The organism is Acidovorax sp., assembly GCF_047607405.1.
In the GTDB taxonomy this organism is placed as follows: domain Bacteria; phylum Pseudomonadota; class Gammaproteobacteria; order Burkholderiales; family Burkholderiaceae_C; genus Acidovorax.
Map to the genome: position 1 here is coordinate 20,185 of NZ_JASGDA010000114.1, position 7,196 is coordinate 27,380.

At 67.2% G+C, this 7,196-nt stretch carries 8 protein-coding genes; 7 read left to right on the forward strand and 1 reads right to left on the reverse strand.

Features of this window, described 5'->3' with window-relative positions:
• Nucleotides 1–55: 55 nt before the first annotated feature.
• Nucleotides 56–1,489: a chromosomal replication initiator protein DnaA gene (dnaA, locus tag QM569_RS13955; protein WP_414987838.1), complete on the reverse strand. Its 1,434-nt coding sequence runs from the start codon at nt 1,487–1,489 to the stop codon at nt 56–58.
• A gap of 208 nt (nt 1,490–1,697) precedes the next feature.
• On the opposite strand from dnaA, the gene rpmH reads away from it, so the two are divergent.
• The 7 genes from rpmH to QM569_RS13990 form a co-directional block, all read left to right on the forward strand.
• A complete protein-coding gene (gene rpmH / locus QM569_RS13960) occupies nt 1,698–1,832 on the forward strand; it encodes a 50S ribosomal protein L34 (protein WP_005798102.1) in 135 nt (44 codons plus the stop codon).
• A gap of 36 nt (nt 1,833–1,868) precedes the next feature.
• Nucleotides 1,869–2,300, forward strand: coding sequence for a ribonuclease P protein component (locus QM569_RS13965; RefSeq protein WP_414987839.1), 432 nt, complete (start codon nt 1,869–1,871; stop codon nt 2,298–2,300).
• Between the two features lie 2 nt (nt 2,301–2,302).
• Nucleotides 2,303–2,587, forward strand: a complete 285-nt coding sequence (yidD, locus tag QM569_RS13970; RefSeq protein WP_414987844.1) for a membrane protein insertion efficiency factor YidD — start codon at nt 2,303–2,305, stop codon at nt 2,585–2,587.
• Nucleotides 2,584–4,275 carry a membrane protein insertase YidC gene (yidC, locus tag QM569_RS13975; RefSeq protein WP_414987840.1) on the forward strand — a complete coding sequence of 564 codons (1,692 nt, stop codon included), beginning with the start codon at nt 2,584–2,586 and terminating at the stop codon, nt 4,273–4,275. Before yidD ends, yidC begins: the two co-directional genes overlap by 4 nt.
• Nucleotides 4,276–4,386: 111 nt before the next feature.
• On the forward strand, nt 4,387–5,757 hold the full coding sequence (gene mnmE, locus QM569_RS13980; RefSeq protein ID WP_414987841.1) for a tRNA uridine-5-carboxymethylaminomethyl(34) synthesis GTPase MnmE: 1,371 nt from the start codon (nt 4,387–4,389) through the stop codon (nt 5,755–5,757).
• 99 nt (nt 5,758–5,856) lie between these two features.
• Nucleotides 5,857–6,351, forward strand: coding sequence for a Crp/Fnr family transcriptional regulator (locus QM569_RS13985; protein WP_414987842.1), 495 nt, complete (start codon nt 5,857–5,859; stop codon nt 6,349–6,351).
• Nucleotides 6,352–6,467: 116 nt separating this feature from the next.
• Nucleotides 6,468–7,196 (forward strand): hypothetical protein (locus QM569_RS13990; RefSeq protein WP_414987843.1); only part of this gene is annotated, 729 nt, incomplete at its 3' end.

Consider the following 7,196-nt stretch of genomic DNA (forward strand, 5'->3'; position numbering starts at 1 on the left):
TGTTTCGGGACGGTGCGCAACCCGCCATTTTGCCCCGTTATGTTGTCGCTTCCGTTCAACCCTTGAGGGTCTGCTCCAGCACGTGCAGCTGCTGGTTCAGTTCGGTATTGGTCTGGCGCTCGGCGGCGATCTTGCGCACCGCGTGCAGCACCGTCGTGTGGTCGCGCCCGCCGAACAGCTCGCCGATCTCGGGCAGGCTCTTTTGCGTCAGCTCCTTGGCCAGGTACATGGCGATCTGGCGCGGCCGGGCGATGCTGGCCGGGCGCTTCTTGCTGTACATGTCCGCCACCTTGATCTTGTAGTAGTCGGCCACGGTCTTCTGGATGTTCTCCACGCTGATCTGGCGGTTCTGGATGGACAGCAGGTCGCGCAGCGCCTCGCGCGCGAGCTGGATGGAGACTTCCTTCTGGTTGAAGCGCGAGTACGCCAGTATCTTGCGCAGCGCGCCTTCCAGTTCGCGCACGTTGCTGCGCACGTTCTTGGCGACGAAAAAGGCCACCTCCTCGGGCATCTCCGCACCCTCGGCGCGCGCCTTGTTGATGAGGATGGCGACGCGCATCTCCAGCTCGGGCGGCTCGATGGCCACCGTCAGCCCCGAGTCGAAGCGCGACACCAGCCGCTCGTGGATGTTGGCCAGGCCCTTCGGGTACGTGTCCGAAGTCATCACGATGTGGCTCTTCTTGGCCAGCAGCGCCTCGAAGGCGTTGAAGAATTCTTCCTGCGTGCGATCCTTGTTGGCGAAGAACTGCACGTCGTCGATCAGCAGCAGGTCGAGCGAGTGGTAGCGCTCCTTGAACTCGTCGAAGGTGCGCCGCTGGTACGCCTTAACCACATCCGACACGAACTGCTCGGCATGGATGTAGAGAACTTTGGCATCGGGCCGGTCTTGCAGCAGCCGGTTGCCCACGGCATGCACCAGGTGGGTCTTGCCCAGGCCCACGCCGCCGTAGATGAACAAGGGGTTGTACAAATGCCCCGGCGTGCCCGCCACGTGCATGGCTGCCGAGCGCGCCATGCGGTTGGCCGTGCCTTCCACCAGCGTCTCGAAAGTCAGCGCCGCGTTCAGCCGGTTGCGGAAGGCGCTGGGGGTGGCTTCGTCGCCGCCATGTACCGATGGCTCGGTCGCCATGTGCTGCACCGGCGCCTCGGCAGCTGCGGGGCGGACATAGGTGCGGGCAACGGATTCGCGCTGAGCAAGCGCTAACTCCAGCGGAACGGGCTGGCCATACAGCCCCTCCAGCAGCGCCGCGATGCGGCCCGCGTACTGGGCGCGGATCCAGTCGAGCTTGAAGCGGTTGCCCACGAGCAGGGTCACCTTGGAAAAGTCCTCGGCCACCAGGGCCGTCAGGGGCTTGATCCAGGTGTTGAATTGCTGCTCGGGCAGCTCTTGCGCCAGCTGGTCTGCGCAGGCTTGCCACAGCCCCTGGCCTGCATCGGCGGCGGTGTCTGTCGCGGTGAGAAGGGGGCTGCGGGAGGGTTCCTCGGTCATTGCGGCGGAAAAATTCTTGTTGTGGATAGGAGGAACGGCGGTGAGCGGCGGATTGTAGCTTGTCAAGAAGTTATCCACAATCTGGATGCGGCCCCCGAAAGGGTCTTCCAGGCAGGGGGCATTGTCAGCCAGGGGCTAGCCTGCGATAATTGCGGGTTTCCCTGAATGTGCTTCAGGGTCGTCTGAGCATTTTTAGGAAAAGAGCACCATGAAACGCACCTACCAGCCCTCCAAGACGCGCCGCGCGCGCACCCACGGTTTCCTCGTCCGCATGAAGACGCGCGGCGGTCGCGCCGTCATCAACGCGCGCCGCGCCAAGGGCCGCAAGCGCCTGGCCGTCTGAGGCTGGCGAAAGCTGCGCGGTTTTCGCTGCGCTGGCATGCTCCGGCTGAAAACACGCCCGCAGTTCCAGGCCGCGATGGCCGGGGGCATCGTCTCCCGCACGGCGCATTTCGCGCTGCACCGCCTGCTGCTGGCAGACGCTCCTCCTTCCACAGGGCCCGGCTCACCGACAGAGCCGCAGGCCCTGTTTTCGCGGGGGGGCTCGCCAGGGGGCGTGTGGCTGGGCGCCATGGTGCCCAAGCGCTGGGCGCGCCGTGCCGTCACGCGCAACACCATCAAGCGGCAGATTTATGCCGTGGGCGCCGGGTACGAGGCCCGGCTTGCCCCGGCTGCCCATGTGGTGCGGCTGCGCTCGGGCTTTGATCGCAGGCAGTTCGTCAGCGCCACGTCCGAGCCGCTCAGGCTGGCCGTGCGCACGGAGCTGCAGCAGCTTTTCAGCCGCGCCGCAGCCGGGGCCGGCGCGCCATGACCATGGTGCAGGCGCTGCTCATCGGCCTGGTCAAGGGCTACCGGCTGCTCCTGAGCCCCTGGCTGGGCTCGGCCTGCCGCTTCGAGCCCACCTGCTCGCAGTATTCGCTGCAAGCCCTGGAGCGCCACGGCGCGCTGGCGGGCAGCTATCTCACGCTGCGCAGGCTGGCCCGTTGCCACCCCTGGTGCGACGGCGGCCATGACCCGGTGCCGCAGGAATTGCGGCTGTTCTCGCGGTTCGCTGGCGGCTCCAACACCCAACCCTCCTCACCAAAGAAGTCTTCATGAACGACATTCGCCGCACCATCCTGTGGGTGATTTTTGGCTTTTCCATGGTCCTGCTGTGGGACAAGTGGCAGTTGCACAACGGGCACAAGGCCACGTTCTTCCCGTCCACCCCGGCGGCGACGGCGGCGGCGCCCGCGGCAAGCGCGGCGTCCGGCGTTGCGCAGTCCGGCACGCCTGCGGCGGCGGCTGCCCAGGGCGCCTCGGCCGTGCCGGGCCAGCCTGCGGTTGCCGCGCAGGCCCCCGCGCGCGAGAAGGTACACGTGACCACCGACCTGTACCGCCTGACCTTCGACAGCGAAGGCGGCTCGCTCACCCATGCCGAGCTGCTCCAGCACGCCGACATGGCGGACAAGAGCCGCAACTTCCAGCTGCTGGACGACAGCGCGCAGCGCGTCTATGTGGCGCAGACGGGTTTGATCGGCGGCAGCTTCCCCACCCACAAGACCGCGATGACCGTGGTGCCCGGCCCGCGCGAACTCAAGGACGGCGAGGACGAGATCAGCGTCCGCTTCGAGTCGCCCGACGTGGGCGGCGTGAAGCTCGCCAAGACCTGGACGATCAAGCGCGGCGCCTACGACATCGCCGTCAAGCACGAGGTGGTCAACACCGGCACCGCGCCCGTGTCGCCCCAGCTCTACCTGCAGCTCGTGCGCGACGGCAACAAGCCGCCGGGCGAATCGTCGTTCTACTCCACCTTCACCGGCCCGGCGGTCTTCACCGAGGCCAAGAAGTACCAGAAGATCGAGTTCAAGGACATCGAGAACGGCAAGGTCGAGATCCCCAAGGACTCGCCCAACGGCTACGTCGCCATGGTGCAGCACTACTTCGCCACCGCCTGGCTGCTGGCCGACGGCACGCAGCGCGAGCCCTTCGTGCGCAAGGTGGACACCAACCTGTACGCCGTGGGGCAGTTGACCTCGCTGGGCAGCATCGAGCCCGGCCAATCCAAGACCATCGACGCGCGCCTGTTCGCGGGCCCGCAGGTCGAGACGATGATGGAAAAGCTCTACCCCGGCCTGGAGCTGGTCAAGGACTACGGCTGGCTCACTATCCTGTCCAAGCCGCTGTACTGGCTGCTCGACCAGCTGCACAAGCTGCTGGGCAACTGGGGCTGGTCCATCGTGGCGCTGGTGCTGCTGCTCAAGATCGCCTTCTACTGGCTCAACGCCAAGGCCTACGCCAGCATGGCCAAGATGAAGGCCATCAACCCGCGCATCATGGAAATGCGCGAGCGCCTGAAGGACAAGCCCCAGCAGATGCAGCAGGAGATGATGCGCATCTACCGCGAGGAAAAGGTCAACCCCATGGGCGGGTGCTTCCCCATCATGATCCAGATCCCCGTGTTCATCGCGCTGTACTGGGTGCTGCTGTCGACCGTGGAGATGCGCAACGCGCCCTGGATCGGCTGGATCCACGACCTCTCCACGCCCGACCCGTACTTCATCCTGCCGCTCTTGATGACCGCCAGCTCGTTGCTGCAAACGGCTCTCAACCCGGTGCCGCCGGACCCGATGCAGGCCAAGATGATGTGGTTCATGCCGCTGGTGTTCAGCGTGATGTTCTTCTTCTTCCCGGCCGGCCTGGTGCTGTACTGGCTGACGAACAACCTGCTGTCCATCGCCCAGCAGTGGATCATCAACACCCGCATGGGCGTGCCGCCGCAGTTCAATCTGCCCAAATTCAAGTAACCGGTGCGCTATTGAAACAGGAGCAGCCTGCGCCTTCTATTATTGGGTTTCAGATATAAAACCATCTGAAACAAAGGAATGGCAGGCGCAAGCAGCTCCTGAAAACAGAGCATGCTCCCCCGCCACGCCGACCCCATTGCTGCCATCGCCACCGCTCCGGGCCGGGGCGGTGTTGGCATCGTGCGCATCTCGGGCAAGGGGCTCGCCGCGTTCGTACAAGCGCTGCTGGGTCGCACCCTGCGCCCGCGCGAAGCCACCTACCTGCCCTTCAACGACGCCCAGGGCCACGCCATCGACCAGGGCCTGGCGCTGCACTTCCCCGCGCCGCACAGCTACACCGGCGAAGACGTGCTGGAGCTGCAAGCCCACGGCGGCCCCGTGGTGCTGCAACTGCTGCTGGCCCGCTGCCTCGAAGCCGCCCAGGGCGTGCTGCCTGGCTTGCGCGTCGCCCGCCCTGGCGAGTTCACCGAGCGAGCCTTCCTCAACGGCAAGATTGATCTTGCCCAGGCCGAGGCCATCGCCGACCTGATCGACGCCAGCACCTCGGCCGCCGCCCGCAGCGCCAGCCGCTCGCTGGCCGGCGCGTTCTCCGCCGAGATCCACGCCCTGCGCGATGCGCTCATCCACCTGCGCATGCTGGTCGAGGCCACGCTGGACTTTCCTGAAGAAGAAATCGACTTCTTGCGCAAGGCCGACGCGCGCGGACAGCTATCAAAATTGCAGCAAACCCTGGCCCAGGTCATGCAGCGCACGCGCCAGGGCGCGCTGCTGCGCGAGGGCATCAAGGTCGTCATCGCGGGCCAGCCCAACGCGGGCAAAAGCTCGCTGCTCAACGCCCTCGCGGGCGCCGAACTGGCCATCGTCACCTCCATCGCGGGCACCACGCGCGACAAGGTGCAGCAGACCATCCAGATCGAAGGCGTGCCCCTGCACATCATCGACACGGCGGGCCTGCGCGACAGCAGCGACGAGGTCGAACAGATCGGCATCGCCCGCGCCTGGGACGAAATCGCGGCGGCCGACGCCGTGCTCTTTCTGCACGACCTCACCCGCTCCGACACCCCCGACTACGCCGCCGCCGACGCCGCCATAGCCGCCAAGCTGCCGCCCCGCATCCCCGTCATCGACCTCTGGAACAAGGCCGACGCCGCGCCCGCCGCTGCCAGCCCCACCGGCCTGCGCCTGTCCGCCAAGACCGGCGAGGGCCTGGACGCCCTGCGCCGCGAGCTGCTCGCCATCGCAGGCTGGCAATCCGCCCCCGAGGGCCTGTACACCGCCCGCGCCCGCCACGTGCAGGCGCTGCATGCCGTCGATGGTCATTTGATGGAAGCAGCCGCGCAGCTGGAGAGCACCGGCCCCGCCCTCGACCTGCTGGCCGAGGAACTGCGCCTGGCGCAGAACGCGCTCAACGAGATCACGGGCGAGTTCAGCTCCGACGACCTGCTGGGCGTCATCTTTTCGAGTTTTTGCATCGGCAAATAACCCGGCCACGGCACGCAGGCCGCCGCCCGGCGCCTATGTTGTAAACGGACGTAAACAGCGCTTGTGCGCCACCTGTAACAAGGGTAGCGTCGCCCCACCATGAATGTTCCCTTGTCCACCGTCTCCCCCAAGGTCGATCTGCAGGGCCTGATCAACGCCATCGCCCAGGCCAGCGCCGACGACAGCATGATCAACCCTTTGAGCGCCGCGCAGTGGGATGTGCTCTCGCCCTACCTGCTGCCCGTGGTCATGCCTGCGGGCCAGGTGCTGTTCACCCAGGGCTCGACCGACCGCACGCTGTACCTGGTGGAGAGCGGCAGTCTGAGCGTCCACTTCCAGGACGACAAGGAACGCCTGCGCCTGGCCATCGTCGGGCCCGGCTCGGTGGTGGGCGAAGGCGCCTTCTTCTCGCACCGCGCCCGCAGCGCCACCGTGCAGGCCAGCGCGCCGTCCAAGCTGTGGAGCCTGCCTGCGCTGCGCTTTACCGAACTGAGCAACCGTCAGCCCGCCATCGCCCTGGGGCTGGCGATGGCTGCGGGCTCCGTGCTCGCCAAGCGCCTGGGCAACCGCCGCCGCCGCGTTGCGGCCACCTGACAGGCTGACCGGCTGTTACAGCGCGCGGGGCCTTGGCGGAGCGGGGTTCGGCATACATCACGTTACACTCGATTTCGACGGCCCCGTGCGCCGTCCGCGTAGAGAAAGCAAGCCCCATGTCCCTGTTCAGCTGGTTCAGCCGCAAATCCGCCCCTTCCAAGCCCCGGCCAGCGGCCGAACCCTTGGGCCTGCTCAACGCCGATGCCACCGTGCCGCTCGTGCCTGGCCGCCAGGGCAAGCCGGTGGCCGACCCGCTGCCGCCGGAGCACGCCGCCAACCGCAAGAACGAGCGCATGGAGCGCCGCGAGCTGCTCTACACCGTGGTGCGCGACGCCATGGTGCGCGCGGGCGTGCTGTCGGCCAGCTACAAGTTCAAGGTGTTGTCGCTGGACCAGCGCGGCCGACAGTTCCTGGTGATGATGGACCTGGCCCGCGAGTACGGCGGCGAGACCGTGCGCCTGTCCGAGATCGAGGCGCTGATCGCTCAGACCGCCAAGACCCGCTACGACATCGTGGTGACGGCCGTCTATTGGCGCATCAACGACCACGTGGCCGTGGGCATTCCGCAAAAGGGCGTGTCGCCTCAAGGCGTTGCGCAGCAGCCGCCCGCAGTGTCCCCGCTGGCCGCCCGTGCGCCTGTGTCGGCAACCATGCCCGTTGCCGCACAGCCCGCACCTGCCCCCGTGTCCGCCCGCCCGCCGTTGGCCCCCGTGTCTGCGCGCCCGCCGCTCGCGCCCGCACGGCCTGCGCCCCGCTACGAGCCCATCGAGGCGGACGAGGTGGCCGCCTTCAAGCGCGCGCTGGCCAGCGCTGCGGGCACCGCAGCCGCGCCCGTGGCGGCGGCC

Excerpts from the sequence above, each read along its gene's own strand:
- QM569_RS13965 (WP_414987839.1), top strand. The coding sequence starts at position 1,869 with ATGCTCCGGCTGAAAACACGCCCGCAGTTCCAGGCCGCGATGGCCGGG.
- mnmE (WP_414987841.1), top strand. The coding sequence starts at position 4,387 with ATGCTCCCCCGCCACGCCGACCCCATTGCTGCCATCGCCACCGCTCCG.
- yidD (WP_414987844.1), top strand. The coding sequence starts at position 2,303 with ATGGTGCAGGCGCTGCTCATCGGCCTGGTCAAGGGCTACCGGCTGCTC.
- QM569_RS13985 (WP_414987842.1), top strand. The coding sequence starts at position 5,857 with ATGAATGTTCCCTTGTCCACCGTCTCCCCCAAGGTCGATCTGCAGGGC.
- rpmH (WP_005798102.1), top strand. The coding sequence starts at position 1,698 with ATGAAACGCACCTACCAGCCCTCCAAGACGCGCCGCGCGCGCACCCAC.
- yidC (WP_414987840.1), top strand. The coding sequence starts at position 2,584 with ATGAACGACATTCGCCGCACCATCCTGTGGGTGATTTTTGGCTTTTCC.
- dnaA (WP_414987838.1), bottom strand. The coding sequence starts at position 1,489 with ATGACCGAGGAACCCTCCCGCAGCCCCCTTCTCACCGCGACAGACACC.